This is a genomic window from Mycobacterium sp. NGS64, assembly GCF_059812245.1.
In genome coordinates, this window is the sequence record NZ_JCALCI010000004.1 from 152,467 (window position 1) to 170,061 (window position 17,595).

Genomic DNA, 17,595 nt, shown 5'->3' on the forward strand with positions numbered 1-17,595 from the left:
CTACCGCATTCACCGCGTTCCGGTGAGGTCGAGGGCGATGTCGACGAGCATGTCCTCCTGGCCGCCCACCATGCCCCGCCGCCCGGCCTCCTCCAGCAGGGTCCGCGCGTCGATGTCGAAGCAGGCCGCGGCGGCCTCCGCGTGCCGCAAAAAGCTCGAATACACGCCTGCATAGCCAAGGGTCAGGGTCTCGCGGTCGACCCGCACGGGTCGATCCTGCAGGGGCCGGACCAGGTCGTCGGCGGCATCCTGCAGCCGGTGGAGGTCGCAGCCGTGCTCCCAGCCCAGCCGGGTGGCCGCGGCGATGAACACCTCGAGCGGCGCGTTACCGGCGCCGGCGCCCATGCCCGCGAGCGAGGCGTCGACGCGGTGCGCGCCCTGCTCGACGGCCGTGATCGAGTTCGCCACGCCCAGCGACAAGTTGTGGTGTGCGTGGATGCCGATTTCCGTTGTGGGCAAAAGCGTTTGGCGCAGCGCGTCCACCCGGTCGCCGACGTCGCGCATTGTCAGGGCGCCGCCCGAGTCGACGACGTACACGCAGGACGCCCCGTAGCCCTCCATGAGCCTGGCTTGCTCGGCCAGCTGGGCGGGCGTGGCCAGGTGACTCATCATGAGGAAGCCCACGGGGTCCATGCCGAGGTCACGGGCGGCGGCCAGGTAGGGCGCCGAGATGTCGGCCTCGGTGCAGTGGGTCCCGACGCGCACGACGGACGCGCCCGCGCGGCGGGCGTCCTTGAGGTTGCGCAGGGTTCCGACACCGGGCAACAGGAGCGTCGCGACCTTCGCGTCCTCGACGGAGCCGGCCACGGCCTCGATCCATTCGAGGTCGGTGTGCGCGCCGAACCCGTAGACGCAACTCGAACCGGACAGCCCGTCGCCGTGGGCGACCTCGATCGAGTCGACACCGGCCGCGTCCAGGGCGCGCGCGATCGTCGTCGCCTGCTCGATGTCGTACTGGTGGCGCACCGCGTGCATGCCGTCGCGCAGGGTGACGTCGCTGACGTAGATCATGTTGCTGCTCCGGCGGTTTCGTCGTCATGCACCGCAATGCGTTCGGCTGTCGCCTTGGCGGCGGACGCCACGATGTCACCGGCGCCTTCGAGCAGCACCGTCACGCGGGTGCCGGTGAACTTGCCGGTCTCGGGGATGTAGAGCGGATGCTCATGGTCGAACACCTGGAACTGGACGTCTTGCTTGAGCCGGTAACCGGGCGCGTACGCCGCCACCCGGTCGACCATGTCGTGGATCTCCCGCTCGATGCTGTTGTGGTCCGGATCCCCGTCGACGAGGCAGTACACCGTGTTGCGTGCGGGCACGGGAGGATCGGCGGGGTTGAGGATGAGCACCGCCTCGCCGCGCTGCGCACCGCCGACGACCCGAAGCGCGGTGGCGGTGGTTTCGATGAATTCGTCGACTCTGGCCCGGATTCCCGGTCCCGCGTACTTGGCCGAGATCGACGAGACGACCTCGGCGTAGGAGACGATTCCGGCCGTGGCGACGGCGGCGACGATCGGAACGGCCGCCTGCCCGCCGCAGGTCACCAGGTTGACGTAGGGCGCGTCGAGGTGGTCGTCGAGGTTGACCGCCGGCACGCAAAACGGACCGCTGGGACTGGGGGTGAGGTCGAGCAGTCGAATTCCGCTGTCGCGCAACGCCGCCCAGCGGGTGCGGCGCGCGACAGCGGAGGTGGTGTCGAAGGCCAGCCTGACGTCGGCAAAGTCCGGCCTGCTCGGCAGGCCCTCGAGCCCGTCGCGGTCTGGGTCGACCCCGGCGCCCACCGTGAGCGGGCCGGCGCTTGCCATGATCTTGAGCATCAGGTCGGTGCCGATGTTGCCCGACCCGATGATGGCAACCGGAAATCGCCGGGCGGGGGTCACTTCGCGTCCTCGGCGACCATGCGCACCGCACTGTCGTAGAGCGCGGCCGCGTGTAGCTCGAAGAGCGCCGGCAGGTCAACGGAGTCACCGCCGACCTCCTTGGCCACGAACAGTCCGTCGGCGCCCGCTACGGCGTAGGTGGCCAACTGGCGGACCTGGGCGTCGGTCAGGCCGGGCGTGAGCTCGCGGATGGCCGGGGTGAGCGTCTCGAACGCCCGGTCGCGGACCGCGAGAAACATCGCCCGCGCGCGAGGCTCGACCGGCCGACGCTCCAGGGCGAGCATCAGGCCGAGGCGGAGGAAGTCGGGGGAGTCCAGCAGCGCCTTCGCGATCTGCATGGCCACCACGGACATGCGTTCGCGACCGCTGCCCTCGGCCGGCATCTGCCACGCCGAAAGCCACTGCGCGAAGCTGCGTTCGATGACGGCGGCGATCAGGTCGTCCTTGTCCTTGAAGTGCCAGTAGATGGAGCTGGCCGGCAGGCCGCACTTGGCGCTGACCAACGCGATGCTGGTGCCCTCGTAGCCGCGCTCGCTGGCGATCTCGGTGGCCGCATCCAGGATGCGAGCACGGGACGCCTCGCCGTCGAGGCGGCGACGCCGCTGCGGCTTGTCTTTCGTCGCCACTGAAACTCCTTGCCGATCGGATATTGACTCCGTAGTGATCACTACATTACCGTAGTGATCACTACAGAACAAGCTCGACACGAGGTGAAGGCACAATGAACGAGCATCCGACCTACGACGTGGCCGTGATCGGCTACGGCCCCACCGGGGCCACGGCCGCAAATCTGCTTGGACGCCTGGGCCTCAGCGTCGTCGTCATCGAGCGGGACCCCGATGTCTACGGGCGGGCGCGGGCCATCTCGACCGACGAGGAGGTCATGCGCATCTGGCAGTCCGTCGGGCTGGCCGACCGCCTGCAGCGCGACATGCTGCCCGACCGCCCGTTGGCTTGGGTCGACGCCGCCGGGGTGCCGTTCATCGAAACCACCATGACGCCCCGCGGCTGCGGGCACCCGCCGCAGCAGTTCCTGTACCAACCCGCGGTCGACCACGTACTCCGGGAGGGCGTCGACCGGTTCGCAGGCGTCGAGGTGCTGCTGAACCACGAGTGCCTGCGGGTGATCAACCACGAATCGTCGGCCGAGCTGATGCTGGCGGACCTGCGCAACGACACCTTCAAACGCGTGCGGGCGTCATACGTGATCGCGGCGGACGGCGGGGCCTCGCCGACGCGCTGCCAGCTCGGGGTCGGATACGAAGGGCGCACCTACGCCGAACGCTGGGTTGTCATCGACACCAAGGTGATTCGCGAATGGGACGGCCACGACCGGCTGCGCTTCCATTGCAATCCCGCCCGCCCGACCGTGGACTGTCCGACGCCGTTGGGGCACCACCGCTGGGAATACCCCGCGCGGGCCGGCGAGGACGAAACGAGGCTCGTCACCGACGAGGCCGTCTGGGAAGTCCTCAACGAACAGGGCATCACCGACGAGCACGTCAAGATCCTGCGCGCCGTGATCTACAGCCACCACGTGCGCGTGGCCGACCGGTGGCGCGTGGGGCGCGTCTTCCTGGCCGGTGACGCGGCGCATGCCATGCCGCCCTGGATCGGCCAGGGGATGTCGGCCGGCGTGCGCGACGCGGCCAACCTGTGCTGGAAACTGGCGGCCGTCGTGCGCGGCCACGCGCCCGCCTCGCTGCTCGACAGCTATCAGGCCGAGCGCAAGCCGCACGTCATCGAGGTCACCCGCCGGGCGGTGCGCAACGGGCGCATCATCACCGAACGCCGGAAATCGTTGGCGTGGCTGCGGAATACCCTGCTGCGCACCGTGACCACCCGGGTGCCCGGGGCCCTCAAGGTCGGTCAAAGCCTGATCTGGATTCCTCCCGCGCACTACGCCGACGGGTATTTCGCGCCGGGTGCGCAATCCGCGGTGGGTTGGCAGCTACCGCAGCCATGGGTCACCGACGCCACCGGCGAGCGGGCCCGCCTGGACGACGTCCTCGGCGGGGGGTGGGCCGTGCTGCATGTCGGTGCCGCGCCGGCCGGCGCCGACGAGTGGGAGCGAATCGGAGCGTTCTCGCTGGCCGTCACCGGCGGCCTGCCCGGAGCGGGCGCGATCCGCGACGACGACGGCACGCTCACCCGCTGGCTGGCAAGCAAGAAGGTCGCCGCGGTCGTGGTGCGCCCCGACGGGTTCGTCTTCGCCGCCGCCGTCGCGGGAGGCCAGCTGCCCGCGCCACCGAAGGGCCTGACCGACCTGACCCCGCCCATCCCGGCCACCCCGATTGGAGCCACCGCATGATCTCGACCCGACTGCACGAACGCACCGTCACCGTCGCGGGAAAGCCGATCTTCGTCTCCGAAACCGGGACCGGCCCGACCGTTATCATGCTGCACGGCGGCGGACCCGGCGCGTCGGGCGTGTCGAACTACTCGCGCAATATCGACGCTCTGGCAACGCATTTCCGCGTCATCGTGCCCGACATGCCCGGCTATGGCAGGTCGGCCAAGGGCGTCGACCAGGATGATCCGTTCGGCTACCTCGCCGACATGATCCGCGGCCTCATCGACGAACTCGGCATTGACACCGCGCACCTCGTCGGCAACTCCTACGGCGGTTCGGCGGCCCTGCGCCTTGCCCTGGACACCCCGGATCGCGTCGGCAAGCTGGTGCTGATGGGCCCGGGCGGAATCGGCACGACCAGGGGCCTTCCCACGGCCGGGCTGAGGAGCCTGCTGTCCTACTACGGCGGCGACGGCCCGAGCCGGGACAAGCTCGCCACGTTCATCCGGACGTATCTGGTGTATGACGGCGCCGCGGTGCCCGAGGACCTGATCGACCTGCGCTACCGCGCGTCGATTGACCCCGAGGTGATCGCAAACCCGCCGCTGCGCCGCCCGTCCGGGCTGCGCACCCTGTGGCGGATGGACCTCACCCGCGACCGCCGGCTCAAGGCCCTGCCGACACCGACGCTGGTCCTGTGGGGCCGCGACGACAAGGTCAACCGGCCCGCGGGCGGCCCTATGCTGCTCAACCTGCTGCCGAACGCCGAGTTGGTGATGACCTCGCAGACCGGACATTGGATGCAGTGGGAACGCGCAGAGTTGTTCAATCGGCTGGCCATCGAGTTCCTGGAGCGACCGCGATGAAGCCGTCGGTGTTCGGGAGGGTGCAACTCGGTTACGTGGTGATCGAGACCGAAAAGTTCAGCGATTGGGCGCGATTCGGCCGCGACGCCATCGGCATGCATCTCGACGACGGGCCGGCCGACGCCATGCGGTTCCGCCTGGACGACAACGAGTGCCGGTTCCTGCTGCAGCGCGGCGCCGCCGAGGACGTCACCGCGCTCGGCTGGCACGTGGACGACCACGACGCGCTCGACACCGTCCTGGCGCGCGTCAAGTCCCATGGCGTGCCGGTGACCGAGGGCAGCGACGAGGAGGCGGCGCTGCGCGGCGTGGAGCGGCTGGTCCGATTCCCCGGCCCCAACGGCCTGACCCAGGAGGTCTTCACCCACGCCCGCACCGGCAACAGCTGCCTGCACATGGCCGCGGGCGGCGGATTCGTCACGGGCGCAGCGGGTCTCGGCCACGTGGCAGTCACCACGACAAAGCCGTATCAGCTGCGCGGCTACTACGAAGCGGTGTTGGACGCGCGACTGTCCGACTACATCGACGAGACGATCAGCGGCCTGAAGTTCAAAATCCGCTTCCTGCGGGTCAACGAGCGCCACCACACCGTGGCGATCGCGGCGGTCGACCGCCTCAGGTTGAACCCGATCCGCACCAGGGTGCAGCACGTCAACGTCCAGGTCGCGCAGCTCGACGACATGACCGCCGCCTACCAGCGCGTCAAGCGGCTCGGGTTCCGGATGGCGCTGGGGGTGGGCCAGCACACCAACGACAAAGAACTGTCCTTCTACGCCGTCACGCCCTCGGGGTTCGAGTGGGAGGTCGGCTGGAACCCGATCGTCGTCGACGAAAACACCTGGGAGCCCACCACCCACCAGGGCATCAGCATCTGGGGGCACACTCCAGAGGGACAGACGATCATCGACAAGCTCAACCAGATCAAGACGGGCGCCGCGTCGATGTTGCACCACGAGGACGTCGTGCCGGCCCTGGCCGGCGCGGGTATTCCAGACCATTGATCGACAGGGGAGCAGCGATGCCGCGGATCGATACCCACCACCACGCAATTCCGCCCTTCTATCGAGACCTGTTGCGAAAGGCCAAGATCGACGAGGAGAGCGGCCGTGCGCTGCCGGAGTGGAGCCCCGAGGAGTCGCTGCGGACCATGGGCGAACTGAACGTCGCCACCGCGATCCTGTCGGTGTCCACGCCGGGCACCGCGTTCCTGCCGGACGCGAAGGATGCCGCCCCGCTCGCCCGCGACATCAACGACTACCTCGCCGAACTCGTCCGGGCCCAACCCGACCGGTTCGGGTTCTTCGCGACCGTCCCCATGCCGCACCTCCGAGAGTCCGTCGACGAGGTCGCGAGATCCCTTGACGAGTTACACGCCGACGGGGTCGTGCTGCTCGCCAACAGCGCGGGAACCTATCTGGGCCAGGACGGACAGGACGATCTGTTCGCGGCGCTGGATGCGCGCTCGGCGGTGGTGTTCATCCACCCCGCCAACCTGCCGGGCCCCGTCGTGGACGGCGTCCCACCGTTCGCGGCCGACTTCCTGCTCGACACCACTCGGGCGGCGTATTTGCTTGTCCGCAACGAGATTTGCCGCAAGTATCCCAACCTCCGGTTCGTCCTCAGCCACGCCGGCGGATTCGTGCCATACGCGTCGCACCGCATGGCGCTCGGCATCCTGAGCGACACCGGACGGAGCCCCGCCGACAGCCTGGACGACTTCGCAAGCTTCTACTTCGACACCGCGTTGTCGTCGAGCGCCGCGGCGCTGCCCAGCCTGCTGGCCTTCGCCAAGCCGGGACACGTCACCTTCGGCTCCGACTGGCCCTTCGCTCCCGTCGCGGCCGGCAAGCTGTTCGCCGCGGGCCTGGAAACCTACCCGGGGCTCGACGCGGACGCCCGCACGGCGATCGAGCGCACCAATGCCCTCACGCTGTTCCCGCGTTTGGGGGCCGCGGAGCCGCCGGACACCGGGTCCGCCGTCGATCGGGCGCGCCACGCGGCCAGCAGGGTGTTGATGCGCGGCGTCACGCGGCTGATCAACAGCGGCTAGCGCCGTTCAGTGCAGCGCCTGCTGCCAGGACAGCACGCGTCGGGCCAGTTCGGGTCCGGCGTCTTCCTGGATGAAGTGGCTGGCCTTGATGCGGGCGTGCGGCTGGCCGGCCGCGCCCGGGATGTGCTTGATCAACGGGCGGTCCGCTTGTCCGAGGATGGGATCCCTGTTGCCGAAGATGGCCAGGCAGGGCTTGTCCCACTGGCCCAGGGTCTTCCACGCTGCCCGGTTGGCCGGGATCGCCGGGTCATACGGTGATGTCGGCACCAGCTGAGGGAACGCTCGGGCGCCGGCCTGATAGGTCTTGTCCGGGTAAGGGGCGTCGTAGCCCGCCCGCACCTTCGGGGGCACCCGGCGGACGGTGCCGAAGGCGACGATGAGTCCGGCGGGCAGCACCGGGGAGTAGCGGGCGAACGCCCGCCATAGGCGGAAGGCCGGCGGCGTCGGGCGCTCGGCGGTGGGCAGGAAACCGTTCGCGACCACCAGCCGTGCGATCCGGTCGCCCTGCTCGGCGGCGATGCGCAGGCCGATCAACGATCCCCAGTCCTGCACGAACAGGGTGACGTCCTTCAGGTTGAGCCGCTCGAACCACGAGGTCACCCACTCGACGTGGCGCAGGTAGGTGTAATCCTCCATCCGGCTGGGCTTGTCGGAGCGGCCGAAGCCGATCAGATCGGGCGCGAGCACTCGGTTGCCGGCGTCGGCCAGCGGCGGAATCATCGTGCGGTACAGGTAGCTCCACGTCGGCTCGCCGTGCAGCAGCACGATCGGTGGGCCGTCGACCGGACCCTCGTCCAGGAAGTGCATGCGCAGCGGCGGGGTGTCGCTTGCAGTCACGTCGATGTAGTTCGCTACGAACGGATAGCCCTCCAGGTTTTCGAATCGGGAGTCTGGGGTTCGCAGCACATCCATATTCGGCTCCTCCGGGGGTGAGACCTCTGCAAGCCTCTCGCGGCAGCGCGATTTCGTCCAGTGGCAGATTCGTTGAGACGGTAGCTGGCAACAATTAAACTGCCCCCATCATGGCCATCCGGCAAGCGGTACTGCTCATCGCCGACATCGGCGGATACACCCACTACATGAGCTGGAACCGGACGCACCTGGCGCACGCGCAGCTAACCGTGGCCGGGTTGTTGGAAGCCGTCATCGACGCCGGCAAAGGGCTGAAACTCGCCAAGCTGGAGGGCGACGCGGCGTTCTTCTGGGCGCCCGACGGCAACGCCAAAGTGCTGGTATGCGAGCGGCTGTCGCGGATGCGAGAGGCTTTCCTCGCAAAGCGCGAGCGGTTCAAGGTGGACATCGCCTGTGACTGCGCGAGCTGCGGGCAGCTGGACAACCTCTCGCTGAAGTTCGTCGTACACCAAGGCGAGGTCGCGGAGCAGAAGGTCAAACGCCACGTCGAACTCGCCGGCGTCGACGTCATCCTGGTGCACCGGATGCTGAAAAACTCGGTACCAGTTGTCGAGTACGTGTTGATGACCGATCCGGTTGCGGCATGCCTCGACGACTCGATGCGCGGGCTGTGCAAGCCGTTGGTCCACCACTTCGAGGGCATCGGGGACACCTCGACGCATTACATCGACCTCGCCACGTCGGAGGTGCCCGTCGTGCGGCCGCGGCGCAGCGGTTTCGGCCGGTTCGGCGCCACGGCCAAGTTGGAACTGAGCTCGTTGCCGTTCCTGTTGGGCATCAAGAAGCCCGCGGAGGGTTTCCGCAACCTGGACCGCGGCGCCGAGGACGTTCCCGCGTAGCCGAAAGTCGTTCGACGCTATCGGAAATCACATGAGTCACGTGAGCACCGTCAGCTGGTCATAAGGCGACTTCGATTTGCGATATCACCGGCGATATCGAAAATACAACTCACCCATTGGTACCGTCACGCGTTTGCGCTTACCGGGTCAGGGCCCGACCCATTCGCGATATCGCTTCGGTGAGAATGGCTTTCGAAGTGGCGAAGTTCAACCGGACGTGTCCGGCGCCGCCGGTGCCGAAGACGTGACCGGAGCTGAGCGCAACGCGGGCGTGGTCGCGGAACCAGCGGGCCGGCCCGGCCATGTCGGCCACCACCGCCAGCCCGCCGGCGGCCTCCTCGTCGAAACCGAGCTGCCGGCAATCGAGCCACGCGAGGTAAGTGCCCTGCGGCCATTGGTATTTCACGCCGGGAAGGTGTTCGGCGATCAGATCGCCCAGCAGCGTGCGGTTCGCGTCGAGGCCGCGCAGCAGCGCGTCGAGCCACTCGCCGCCGCTGCGGAACGCTTCGGCATGGGCGATGACGCCGAGGTGGCTCGGGCCGTGGCTGACCTCTTCCGGCATCCGGCGCAGGTCCGCCGCCGCCTCCGGACCGGCAATGGCCAACGCCGCCTTCAGGCCTGAGAGGTTCCACGCCTTGGAGGCGGACGTGAGGGCCAGCGCGTTCTCCGCGCCGGGCACGGTTAGGTAGGGGACGAACCGCGCACCCGGCAGGATGACCGGAGCGTGGATCTCGTCCGAGACCACCCGAACGCCGAACCGGCGGGCAAGATCGGCGACGGCGCGCAGCTCCTGGAACGTGTGCACCGACCCGGTCGGGTTGTGCGGATTGCACAGCAGGTACGCGACTCTGCCGCCCGACGCGCCGGCCCGGGTGAACGCGTCCGCCAAGGCGCCCAGGTCAATTCGGCCGTCGACGTCAAGCGGCGCCTCGACCACCCGGCGGCCGTCGTGCGACACGAACGCGTAGAACGGCGCGTACACGGGCGGGTTGACGACGACGGCATCGCCGCGGTCGGTGACCAGACGAAGCATTTCGACGGCGCCGAGCATGACGTCGGGAACGATCGCGGTGCGGCCCACCTGCAGGTCGGGCCATTGCCAGCGCTGGGAGGCGAATTCACTGACCGCTTCGGCAAACGCCGTGCCGCAGGGATATCCGGTGTCGCCGATGTCGATCGCACGGCGCAGGGCCTCGGCCACCGTCGGCGGCAGCGCGACATCCATCTCCGCGACCCACAGCGGCAACACGTCGTCGGTGTGCGCGCGCCATTTCATGCTGGTGCGCAGCCGGAGTTGCTGCAGCGTGAGTTCCTCGAGCGGGTTAGCGGTCACCCCGGCAGACTAGGTGGCGAAGGCGTGCTTTGGAATCGTCAGGGGTAGATCGACCGAGCTCAGCAGCCCGGGTTCCGCCGCAACGACATACGGCACGGCGTTGACGACACGCATCGCGGTGGCGACCATCGCGCCGGCGCCGGAGGTCATGCCCCCGATCCCCGCCTTGCCGGGATTTTTCAGCGTGGCCGCCAGGGTGCACTCGATGTCGGGGTCGCCGGTGATCGCGATGCGGTAGGACAGGTCGCCGATTCCGGTCGGCCAATCGGGGGCGACGTCGTGCGCGAGCCGGGTGACGTGCTCGATGACGATGGCCTCGCGTCCGTCGACCACCCCGATCGCCTGCATGCGCAGCGCGCCGCACGTGCCGGCCTCCACGGTGCCCATCGCAACCTCGAGGGTGCGGTTGGTGACCGCGCGGTCGAAAGTCTCACGGATTTCCCGCACTTCGACGCCGAGCGCGTCGGCGATCAACCGGATCTGCCCCTGCCATTCGCCGGCGATCGCGCCCGGATAGCCGATCCAGGGCTGGTAATCCAGCGGGCGGCCGAAACCCAACGCGTCGCTCATGATGTCGGGAACGCCGTAGTCGTCGTACAGGCCGATTTCGAACGAATGGATCTTCTCGATCGACGACGACTGCGTCGACAGCACGAGCGGCAGGTAGTCCGCGGCGAACCCCGGCTCGATCCCCGACGCGTACAGCGACACCTGGCCCTGCTTGGCCGCCGCGACGAGCTGGTCGCGCCACTCCGCGGGTTCGTAGGCGTGCGGGTTGACCAACCGCGTGGTGCTGGTGGTGACGACGTTGATCCCCGCCTCGAGCAGCCTGACGTAATCCGGGATCGCCAGCGCGTCGCGTTCTGGGCCGCTGGCCGCGTAGATCACGCAGTCGGGTTTCAGGGCGATCAACGCGTCGGCGTCATTGGTGGCCTTCAGGCCGATCGGCTCGCCGTTGGCGAGTTCGCCCGCGTCCTTGCCGTCCTTTTCCGGCGAGTGCACCCAGACGCCGACCAGATCGAGGTTGGGGCGCCGCTGAATGGCGCGGATGGCGATCGAACCGATGCCGCCCGTCGCCCAGACCACCACGCGATGAGCCGTCATCGTGTTCCTCCTCGAGTGCGCGTGCCGAAAGTCGAGACGGCCGTTGCCCTTAAGCCGCTAAGAAAGTGCACACTATCCTAAAGAACAAATCTTAGGTTAACCTGCAGCTGATGTACACGCTCAGGTCGGGTGGCGTGGCCCTACCTCGAACGCGCCGCGGCCGCGGCCAACCAGTAAGGAGAGTGCTCGTGCGCACCGTCGTGTGGTCGACCGGGGGAGTCGGGAAGATTGCGATCGGCGCCGTCAGCCGTCGGCCGGACCTGGAACTCGTTGGCGTATGGGTGCATTCGCCCGGCAAGGTCGGCAAGGACGCCGGTGAACTGGCCGGCATCGGGCCGCTGGGCGTGACGGCCACCGACGATGCCGACGCGCTGATCGCGCTGGCGCCCGATGCCGTCGTCTACGCCGCGAGCGGTCCCGAACGCGACGGCGCCGCCGTGCCCGACTACCTGCGGCTGCTACGGGCGGGCATCAACGTCGTGTCGACGTCGTCGACCAGCCTGGTGTACCCGCCGTCGTATTTCGCGCCGGACTGGCGCGACCACCTGGAGGCCGCGGCGAAGGCGGGCGGTGCGTCACTGTACGTGTCGGGCATCTTTCCGGGCTTCGCCTCCGACCAGCTGGCGTTGCTGATGACGACGCAATCAAAGAACATCCGTACCCTCACGGCCAGCGAGGTCGCGCTCAACGACCATTACCCGGTGGCAGACGTGATGATGGACGGCCTGGGCTTCGGCCGCCCGTTGGATTTCGAGCCCATGCTCAAGACGCCGGGCTTCATCGAAATGGCATGGCAGGCACCGATTCACCTGATCGCCAACGGCCTCGGTGTCGACGTGGCGGAGGTGCGGGGTTCGTTCGAGCGGGAACTCACCGATCGCGACATCGACGTGGCGTTCGGGACCATTAAGGCGGGCACCTGCGGCGCGGTGCGCACCCGGGCCGCCGGCGTGGTGTGCGGCCGCGAGGCCATCGTGATCGAGCACGTCATCCGGATGGCCCGTGACGTCGCCCCCGACTGGCCCGCCTCGGATTGCGACGCGACCTATCGGGTCGACATCGAGGGCGATCCCGACGTCCACTGCGTGCTGACTCTCGGCGAGGCCGAGGGCCACGGCGCAGGCCACGCCGCCATGACCGCCACGGCCATGCGGGTGGTCAACGCGATCCCGTATGTGGTCGACGCGCCGCCGGGCCTGCTCAGCTCGCTCGACATCCCGACGACTGTGCCGCGCCACGTCTTTGACTAACCGTTGACGCAGCTCTCGGCAGGCACGTACCGTACCCGATACAAATATTAGGTTGGCTAGGAGTCGGCTGTGTTTACGCTGCGCTTCGACATGCGCGCCCCCGCGTGGGGAGCGCCGCGAGTAGCGCTATACGGCGCCGTGCCCGAAATGTGCGCATGGGCCGAGGATCATGGCGGCCTCGCCGCGGTGTTCTGTGAGCACCACGGGTCCGAGGACGGCTACCTGCCGTCACCGTTGTTGTTGGCGTCGTCCGTGGCCGCGAGAACAGAGCGCTTAGCGCTGAGCCTCATCCTGATCCTGCCGTTCTACGACCCGGTGCGCCTCGCCGAGGACATGGCGGTCCTCGACATCATCAGCAAGGGACGCGCGTCGTACATCCTGGCCCTGGGCTACCGCCCCGAGGAGTTCGAGCACTTCGGGGTGGCAATGCGCGGTCGCGGTCGGCTCGCGGACGAAAAGCTCGCACTGCTGCGGTCGCTGCTGTCCGACGAAACGGTCAGCCAGGACGGGCGCCGGATCACCGTCACGCCGCGCCCGCACACCGCCGGCGGCCCGGCGTTGATGTGGGGCGGCGGAACCGTGGCGGCGGCCCGCCGGGCCGGCAGGTACGGGCTGGGCATGCTGGGCAACGCCAACGAACCCGGCATGCGGGAGGCCTACGAGGAGGCCTGCCGCGAACACGGTCACACGCCCGGCCCGACGATGTTTCCCAGCCGCGACACCCCCTCGGTCGTCTTCGTCGCCGACGACGTGGACCAGGCGTGGAAAGAGCTCGGCGAGCACCTGCTGCACGACGTGCGGACTTATGCCGCGTGGAATCCCGGGGACGAGACGACGGCCGGCTTCTCGCACGTGAAGACTATCGACGAACTGCGCGACAACCCGGCGTCACACGTGGTTATCTCTGTCCCGGAGGCGATTTCGCGGGTTCGCGCCGGCGAGATACTCAACCTGTCGCCGCTGTGCGGTGGGCTGCCACCGGAAATCGCATGGCCCTACCTCAAGCGGGTGGGCGAGGTCGTGCTGCCGGAGGCGCTGGCGGAGACAAAGACACCGCTATGACCGGGGCGAGCACGGCGAAGGTTTACTACGACCCCTTCGATTTCGAGATCGACGACGATCCGTACCCGATCTGGAAGCGGCTGCGCGACGAGGCGCCGCTGTATTTCAACGAGAAGTACAACTTCTACGCGCTGAGCCGCTACGAGGACGTCTCACGCGAGCTGATGAACTTCGACACCTACCGATCGGGCCGCGGCACCACGATCGAAATCATCAAGAGCGGCATCGATGTTCCGCCCGGGATCATCCTCTTCGAGGATCCGCCGATTCACGATCTGCATCGCCGTTTGCTCTCAAAGGTTTTCACGCCGCGCCGGATGGAGGCCATCGAACCGCTAACCCGGGCGTTTTGCGCACGCGCGCTCGACCCGCTGGTGGGCACCGGCACGTTCGACTTCATCGAGAATCTCGGCGCGATGGTCCCGATGCGCACGATCGGCTACCTGCTCGGCATCCCCGAAGAAGGTCAGGAAGCCATCCGCGACAAGGGCGGCCGCCAGCTCACCCTGAAAGAGGCCACGTTCCGGCCCGCCACGCAAGAATTCTTCGAACGCAGCTATGAGATGTTCGCCGACTACATCGATTGGCGGGTGGACCACCCGTCGGACGATCTGATGACCCAGCTGCTCAACGCCGAGGTCGAGGACGGCGGCGAGGCTCGGCGGCTGACGCGGATCGAGGTGTTGCAGTACACCAGCATGATCGCCGGCGCGGGTAACGAGACGACGACGCGCCTGATCGGGTTCCTGGGCCAGCTGCTCGCCGAGCACCCCGACCAGCGCCGGGAAATCGTGGCCGACCCGTCGCTGATTCCCATGGCCATCGAGGAGACGTTGCGCTACGAGGCGCCCTCGCCGGTGCAGGCGCGGTACGTCGCCCGCGAGGTGTCATGCCACGGCACGACGGTTCCCGAGGGCTCGATCATGTTGCTGGTCAACGGATCCGCCAACCGAGACGAGCGCCGGTACCCGGACGCCGACACGTTCGACATCCATCGCGGCGACACCCACCTGAGCTTCGGCCACGGGCTGCACTTCTGCATGGGATCGGCCTTGGCCCGCATGCAGGCCCGGGTTGCGCTCGAGGAGGTCGTCAAGCGCTGGCCGGACTGGGAAGTCGACTACGCCAACGCCGCCAAGGCGCACACGACCAGCGTGCGGGGATGGGCGAAGCTGCCGGTGTTCACCGGGTAGGGTGCGGCTACTTGGGTTGGTTCGGTACGCCCGGGAACAACTGTTCGGTCGGCCCCGCGGTCACCCAGCCGCCCAACTTGGTCACCAGGTGCGGCGCGAAAACGGCGCCGTAGAGGAAATTTCCGACGACGACGATCGCGGCGATCGACAGCACCGACGACTGCAATCGAGTTTTCGATCGCTGGTCGGCCCACACCTCGATGACGTTGCGTCCCTCCGGATCGGTGCGCCCGAGCAGGTAGGTGAAGACCATCATCTGTATGCCCATCGCGAGGGAGTCGTAGAGCGGGTACTGGTGAATGGTGCCCTCGCGTATCGCCAGCCCGGGGATCACGCGTCCGTAGTAGAAGACGCCGAGCTTCGCTCCCAGGAACCCGTTGAAGAGTAGTGCCCAGCAGAAGCCAACGACGAGCCCGACGATGAGGAGGGTGGTTGGCCTGCGCCACTGGAACTTTGCGCTCAACCACCGCCCCAGCACCGCCCCGGTCACGGCCGGGAGCACGAAGTAGGAGATGTAGCCGATGGGAACGAACGAGGGCAACCCACCCCAGGTGACGTTCAGCGGCCACCATGACGGCATCCGCGGAATGGCCGGCGGGAACTGGGCGTACATCGCCCAGTCGTAGGGCGCCTCGATCCACGAGAACGAGATCGCCGAGATGCAGAGAAGCAGCAGCGGGTGTATCCGACGTTGGCGAATGCTCAGGTAGACACCGATCGCGGTGAATGTGATGCCACCGACGAGGGCGAAGCCGCTCGCCGCCTGCATCACGGGCGTCATCCCGCTGCTCATCGGCCGCCCTCGTGTCCGCTGGAGCGGCGCGCCTCGGGGTCGAGGCGGAGTACCAACCCGAATACGAGGACGATCAGTCCGAACAGGGTGCCCAGCATGATGACAGCGCCCACGGTCGCACCCCTTCCCGTCGATCCTCAAGATAGTGCATGCTATCTTAAAAGTCATGCCCCAGCGACCCGCAGTTACCGCGGCGACGCGCCGGCCCCGCGGCGCGCCGCGCAAACTGCTGCTCGACGCCGCGCGAGACCTGTTCGCGCGCCAGGACTACCGCGGCACCACCACACGCGAAATCGCCCAGGCCGCAGGCGTAACCGAACATTTGCTGTTCCGGCACTTCGGCTCGAAGGCGGCGCTGTTCCGCGAGGCCCTCGTCGCACCGTTCACCAGCTTCGTCGACGAGTTCGGCCGCACCTGGCAGTCGGTGGTGCCGGAGGAGACCAAGGAGGAGGACCTCGCGGGCCATTTCGTCGGGCAGCTCTACGACGTGTTCGTGGAACACCAGGGTCTGCTCTTGACGCTGATGGCATCGGAGGCCCTCAGTGACGAGGAGAAGGCCGACGCCGGCATCGACGACGTTCGGCGCGCCCTCACGGTGCTCGGCCGGATCAGCGCCGAGGGCATGCACCTGCGCGGGTTGCGGTCGGATCACCCTGACCTGCCGGCGCATTCGACGGTGGCGATGATCGCGGGCATGGCCGCGTTGCGGTCGACCTACTTCGGGAGAAAGCAGCCGCCGCGGGAAGTGATCGTCGAGGAGCTCGTTCAGGCGATCCTGCACGGCTTCCTGCACCGAAACGACTGAGAGGCCAAATGTTACGTTCAGCCGAGCTGTACTACGACCCTTACGACGTTGCCATCGACGACGACCCCTACCCGGTGTGGAAACGCATGCGCGCAGAAGCACCGCTGTATTACAACGAGAAGTACAACTTCTACGCGCTGAGCCGGTACGAGGACGTGGCGCGCGAACTGCCGAACTGGGAGACCTATCGATCCGGCCGGGGGACCACCGCCGACATCCTGTTCAACAACATCGAAGTGCCGCCTGGCATCCTGCTGTTCGAGGATCCGCCCCTGCACGACCTGCACCGCAAACTGCTGTCCCGCGTTTTCACGCCGCGACGCATGCTGGCCGTCGAGTCCATGGTGCGTGGATTCTGCGTCCGCGAACTGGACCCGCTGATCGGTGCGGGCGGGTTCGATTTCATCGCCGACCTCGGGGCGATGATGCCGATGCGGACCATCGGCTATTTGTTGGGCATACCCGAGGCGGACCAGGCGAACATCCGGGATCGCAACGGAGCCTTCATCGAAATGGCCGAGGGGCGCAAGCCCGGTGAGGTCAACCCGAATCTGTTCGCGGACACCATCGCGATGTTCGCCGAGTACATCGAATGGCGCGCCGACAATCCGTCCGACGATCTGATGACCGATCTGCTGCGGGCCGAGATCGAAGAACCCGACGGCACCCGGCGCCCCCTGTCGCGGACGGAGGTGCTGTCCTACACCGCGATGATCGCCGGCGCCGGAAACGAAACCACCGCTCGCTTAATCGGTTTCATGGGCCAGCTGCTGTCGGATCACCCGGATCAACGCCGCGAGCTCGTCGCCGACCCATCGCTGATCCCCGGTGCGGTGGAGGAAACGCTGCGCTACGAACCGCCGTCACCGGTGCAGGCGCGCTACGTCGCCCGCGATGCCGAGCACTACGGCCGCGTGGTGCCGGAAGGGTCATTCATGTTGCTGCTGAACGGTTCCGCCAACCGCGACGAACGCCGATTCCCCGATCCGGACCGCTTCGACATCCACCGCCAGGGCGGGCATCTCAGCTTCGGGCAGGGCCTGCACTTCTGCCTCGGCTCGGCCCTGGCACGCATGGAGGCCCGGGTGGCCTTCGAGGAGGTCCTCAAGCGCTGGCCCGACTGGGAAGTCGACTACGCCAACGCCCAGCGGGCGCACACCGCCAGCGTGCGCGGGTGGGCGCGCCTGCCCGTCGTCACCGGGTGAGGGCAGGGCGTGA

17 protein-coding genes are annotated in these 17,595 nt (G+C 67.8%); 10 read left to right on the forward strand and 7 right to left on the reverse strand.

Annotated features, from left to right (window positions below; all coding sequences use genetic code 11):
- Positions 1–9: 9 nt before the first annotated feature.
- The 3 genes from dmpG to AC5Y4S_RS18705 are packed head-to-tail and all read right to left on the reverse strand — an operon-like array spanning position 10 to position 2,503.
- Positions 10–1,011, reverse strand: coding sequence for a 4-hydroxy-2-oxovalerate aldolase (dmpG, locus tag AC5Y4S_RS18695; protein WP_500034168.1), 1,002 nt, complete (start codon positions 1,009–1,011; stop codon positions 10–12).
- Positions 1,008–1,877 carry an acetylating acetaldehyde dehydrogenase gene (locus AC5Y4S_RS18700; protein ID WP_500034169.1) on the reverse strand — a complete coding sequence of 290 codons (870 nt, stop codon included), beginning with the start codon at positions 1,875–1,877 and terminating at the stop codon, positions 1,008–1,010. The genes dmpG and AC5Y4S_RS18700 overlap by 4 nt, the downstream gene beginning before the upstream one ends.
- A complete protein-coding gene (locus AC5Y4S_RS18705) occupies positions 1,874–2,503 on the reverse strand; it encodes a TetR/AcrR family transcriptional regulator (RefSeq protein ID WP_500034170.1) in 630 nt (209 codons plus the stop codon). Before AC5Y4S_RS18705 ends, AC5Y4S_RS18700 begins: the two co-directional genes overlap by 4 nt.
- 95 nt (positions 2,504–2,598) lie before the next feature.
- On the opposite strand from AC5Y4S_RS18705, the gene AC5Y4S_RS18710 reads away from it, so the two are divergent.
- The 4 genes from AC5Y4S_RS18710 to AC5Y4S_RS18725 are packed head-to-tail and all read left to right on the forward strand — an operon-like array spanning position 2,599 to position 7,086.
- The gene (locus AC5Y4S_RS18710) at positions 2,599–4,188 is read left to right on the forward strand and encodes a bifunctional 3-(3-hydroxy-phenyl)propionate/3-hydroxycinnamic acid hydroxylase (protein ID WP_500034171.1); all 1,590 of its coding nucleotides are present in this window, start codon (positions 2,599–2,601) and stop codon (positions 4,186–4,188) included.
- Positions 4,185–5,036, forward strand: a complete 852-nt coding sequence (locus tag AC5Y4S_RS18715; RefSeq protein WP_500034172.1) for an alpha/beta fold hydrolase — start codon at positions 4,185–4,187, stop codon at positions 5,034–5,036. The genes AC5Y4S_RS18710 and AC5Y4S_RS18715 overlap by 4 nt, the downstream gene beginning before the upstream one ends.
- On the forward strand, positions 5,033–6,037 hold the full coding sequence (locus tag AC5Y4S_RS18720; RefSeq protein WP_500034173.1) for a VOC family protein: 1,005 nt from the start codon (positions 5,033–5,035) through the stop codon (positions 6,035–6,037). Before AC5Y4S_RS18715 ends, AC5Y4S_RS18720 begins: the two co-directional genes overlap by 4 nt.
- A 17-nt stretch (positions 6,038–6,054) precedes the next feature.
- Complete coding sequence (locus tag AC5Y4S_RS18725) at positions 6,055–7,086, forward strand: amidohydrolase family protein (RefSeq protein WP_500034174.1); 1,032 nt, start codon at positions 6,055–6,057, stop codon at positions 7,084–7,086.
- Positions 7,087–7,092: 6 nt separating this feature from the next.
- Here AC5Y4S_RS18725 and AC5Y4S_RS18730 read toward each other — a convergent pair whose 3' ends face one another.
- The gene (locus AC5Y4S_RS18730; protein WP_068112394.1) at positions 7,093–7,998 is read right to left on the reverse strand and encodes a haloalkane dehalogenase; all 906 of its coding nucleotides are present in this window, start codon (positions 7,996–7,998) and stop codon (positions 7,093–7,095) included.
- Between the two features lie 110 nt (positions 7,999–8,108).
- On the opposite strand from AC5Y4S_RS18730, the gene AC5Y4S_RS18735 reads away from it, so the two are divergent.
- On the forward strand, positions 8,109–8,837 hold the full coding sequence (locus tag AC5Y4S_RS18735) for a DUF2652 domain-containing protein (protein WP_500034175.1): 729 nt from the start codon (positions 8,109–8,111) through the stop codon (positions 8,835–8,837).
- A gap of 139 nt (positions 8,838–8,976) precedes the next feature.
- Here AC5Y4S_RS18735 and AC5Y4S_RS18740 read toward each other — a convergent pair whose 3' ends face one another.
- Both AC5Y4S_RS18740 and AC5Y4S_RS18745 read right to left on the reverse strand, forming a co-directional pair.
- Positions 8,977–10,170: a MalY/PatB family protein gene (locus AC5Y4S_RS18740; RefSeq protein WP_500034176.1), complete on the reverse strand. Its 1,194-nt coding sequence runs from the start codon at positions 10,168–10,170 to the stop codon at positions 8,977–8,979.
- Positions 10,171–10,179: 9 nt separating this feature from the next.
- Positions 10,180–11,274, reverse strand: coding sequence for an NAD(P)H-dependent amine dehydrogenase family protein (locus AC5Y4S_RS18745; RefSeq protein WP_500034177.1), 1,095 nt, complete (start codon positions 11,272–11,274; stop codon positions 10,180–10,182).
- Positions 11,275–11,462: 188 nt separating this feature from the next.
- On the opposite strand from AC5Y4S_RS18745, the gene AC5Y4S_RS18750 reads away from it, so the two are divergent.
- The 3 genes from AC5Y4S_RS18750 to AC5Y4S_RS18760 all read left to right on the forward strand — a co-directional run bounded on the left by AC5Y4S_RS18750 (position 11,463) and on the right by AC5Y4S_RS18760 (position 14,779).
- A complete protein-coding gene (locus tag AC5Y4S_RS18750; protein ID WP_500034178.1) occupies positions 11,463–12,524 on the forward strand; it encodes an NAD(P)H-dependent amine dehydrogenase family protein in 1,062 nt (353 codons plus the stop codon).
- 69 nt (positions 12,525–12,593) lie between these two features.
- On the forward strand, positions 12,594–13,586 hold the full coding sequence (locus AC5Y4S_RS18755; protein WP_500034179.1) for an LLM class flavin-dependent oxidoreductase: 993 nt from the start codon (positions 12,594–12,596) through the stop codon (positions 13,584–13,586).
- On the forward strand, positions 13,583–14,779 hold the full coding sequence (locus AC5Y4S_RS18760) for a cytochrome P450 (protein WP_500034180.1): 1,197 nt from the start codon (positions 13,583–13,585) through the stop codon (positions 14,777–14,779). Before AC5Y4S_RS18755 ends, AC5Y4S_RS18760 begins: the two co-directional genes overlap by 4 nt.
- Positions 14,780–14,786: 7 nt before the next feature.
- Here the strand turns inward: AC5Y4S_RS18760 and AC5Y4S_RS18765 are convergent, their stop codons facing one another.
- Positions 14,787–15,572, reverse strand: coding sequence for a spirocyclase AveC family protein (locus AC5Y4S_RS18765; RefSeq protein WP_500034181.1), 786 nt, complete (start codon positions 15,570–15,572; stop codon positions 14,787–14,789).
- Between the two features lie 166 nt (positions 15,573–15,738).
- Between AC5Y4S_RS18765 and AC5Y4S_RS18770 the strand changes: the two genes are divergently transcribed.
- Positions 15,739–16,377, forward strand: coding sequence for a TetR/AcrR family transcriptional regulator (locus AC5Y4S_RS18770; RefSeq protein WP_500034182.1), 639 nt, complete (start codon positions 15,739–15,741; stop codon positions 16,375–16,377).
- Between the two features lie 8 nt (positions 16,378–16,385).
- The gene (locus AC5Y4S_RS18775; RefSeq protein ID WP_500034183.1) at positions 16,386–17,582 is read left to right on the forward strand and encodes a cytochrome P450; all 1,197 of its coding nucleotides are present in this window, start codon (positions 16,386–16,388) and stop codon (positions 17,580–17,582) included.
- Positions 17,583–17,595: the final 13 nt, after the last annotated feature.

What these genes read in the sequence shown, in the direction of transcription:
- dmpG (WP_500034168.1), bottom strand. Translation starts at nt 1,011, where the DNA reads ATGATCTACGTCAGCGACGTCACCCTGCGCGACGGCATGCACGCGGTG.
- AC5Y4S_RS18710 (WP_500034171.1), top strand. Translation starts at nt 2,599, where the DNA reads ATGAACGAGCATCCGACCTACGACGTGGCCGTGATCGGCTACGGCCCC.
- AC5Y4S_RS18715 (WP_500034172.1), top strand. Translation starts at nt 4,185, where the DNA reads ATGATCTCGACCCGACTGCACGAACGCACCGTCACCGTCGCGGGAAAG.
- AC5Y4S_RS18720 (WP_500034173.1), top strand. Translation starts at nt 5,033, where the DNA reads ATGAAGCCGTCGGTGTTCGGGAGGGTGCAACTCGGTTACGTGGTGATC.
- AC5Y4S_RS18725 (WP_500034174.1), top strand. Translation starts at nt 6,055, where the DNA reads ATGCCGCGGATCGATACCCACCACCACGCAATTCCGCCCTTCTATCGA.
- AC5Y4S_RS18730 (WP_068112394.1), bottom strand. Translation starts at nt 7,998, where the DNA reads ATGGATGTGCTGCGAACCCCAGACTCCCGATTCGAAAACCTGGAGGGC.
- AC5Y4S_RS18735 (WP_500034175.1), top strand. Translation starts at nt 8,109, where the DNA reads ATGGCCATCCGGCAAGCGGTACTGCTCATCGCCGACATCGGCGGATAC.
- AC5Y4S_RS18745 (WP_500034177.1), bottom strand. Translation starts at nt 11,274, where the DNA reads ATGACGGCTCATCGCGTGGTGGTCTGGGCGACGGGCGGCATCGGTTCG.
- AC5Y4S_RS18760 (WP_500034180.1), top strand. Translation starts at nt 13,583, where the DNA reads ATGACCGGGGCGAGCACGGCGAAGGTTTACTACGACCCCTTCGATTTC.
- AC5Y4S_RS18765 (WP_500034181.1), bottom strand. Translation starts at nt 15,572, where the DNA reads ATGAGCAGCGGGATGACGCCCGTGATGCAGGCGGCGAGCGGCTTCGCC.
- AC5Y4S_RS18770 (WP_500034182.1), top strand. Translation starts at nt 15,739, where the DNA reads ATGCCCCAGCGACCCGCAGTTACCGCGGCGACGCGCCGGCCCCGCGGC.
- AC5Y4S_RS18775 (WP_500034183.1), top strand. Translation starts at nt 16,386, where the DNA reads ATGTTACGTTCAGCCGAGCTGTACTACGACCCTTACGACGTTGCCATC.